Below are 1,006 nucleotides of genomic sequence, written 5' to 3'. Positions count from 1 at the left end.
TCGATGCTCTGCTGTTCCGGCTGATGGCGACGCATGGCGACGAGATATCAGGAGGCGCCGCGGTCGACGACATGCTGGCGCGCATGCGGTTGAAGCCCGCCCCGGCCACGCCACGCCCGCTCGACGATCGCATCGCCGGAACACGCCGCCTGCTGGCCCGGCAGCGGATAGCCTTCGCGGTCTTCGTCGTCGCGTTCCTCACCGCCGGATTCTGGATGCCGAGATGAGCAAGCTTTCGCTGCGCACCTACACGCTGTTGCAGACCGTAACCTCGGTCGGCCTGTCGGCGATGGCATGGGCGGTCACCGGCGTGCGGCCGATCTGGAGCGGCAGCGAGCCATCCGACCGGCAGCGCATCTATTTCGCCAACCACACCAGCCACGGCGATTTCATCCTGCTCTCGGCCTGCCTCAGCGAGACGGAGCGTGCCAAGACGCACGCCATCGCCGCGGCCGAATATTGGGGCAAGTCGCGGCTTCGCCGCTTTATCGCGCAGGACATGTTGTCTTCCGTGCTGATCAGTCGGACCTGGACGAGCGAAGCGGAGCACCCGATCTCGATCATGCTCTCCGTGCTCGACCAGGGTCATTCGCTGATCATCTTCCCCGAAGGTACCCGCAACACCAGCGACGAGCTGCTGCCTTTTCGTTCCGGCCTCTACAATCTGTCGATGGCGCGGCCCGACGTCGAGCTGATCCCCTGCTGGATCGAGAACATGTCGCGCGTGCTGCCCAAGGGCCAGTTCCTGCCTGTGCCGCTGCTTTGCCGCGTCGTCTTCGGCGCGCCCGTCGTTGTGGGGCCGGGCGAAGAGCGGCGCGCCTTCCTCCAGCGCGCCCGCGCCGAGCTTCTGGCGCTCAATCCGCGCCCCGACCGAGACGATTGATGCGCCACGAAATCAGCATTCTCATCATCGGCCTTTTCGTGGTGCTGAGCACCGCCAGCGTCACCGCCGGTATCCTTTCGATGCGCGCGCCGAAGCCGCTGAGCGCGACGCTCGTCAATCTCA

General features: G+C 65.8%; 1 protein-coding gene and 1 pseudogene. Both read left to right on the top strand.

All coding sequences use genetic code 11. The features are described from left to right. Positions 1-227 (top strand): annotated as a pseudogene (locus tag EOA27_RS37865) (hypothetical protein); the annotation flags it as partial. After that, positions 224-883 carry a lysophospholipid acyltransferase family protein gene (locus EOA27_RS37860; RefSeq protein WP_126083182.1) on the top strand — a complete coding sequence of 220 codons (660 nt, stop codon included), beginning with the start codon at positions 224-226 and terminating at the stop codon, positions 881-883. The pseudogene EOA27_RS37865 and the gene EOA27_RS37860, both read left to right, overlap by 4 nt. Positions 884-1,006: the final 123 nt, after the last annotated feature.

It is taken from the genome of Mesorhizobium sp. M2A.F.Ca.ET.037.01.1.1, from assembly GCF_003998075.1.
Taxonomy (GTDB): Bacteria; Pseudomonadota; Alphaproteobacteria; order Rhizobiales; family Rhizobiaceae; genus Mesorhizobium.
This window is presented reverse-complemented; position numbering and strand designations above follow the sequence as displayed.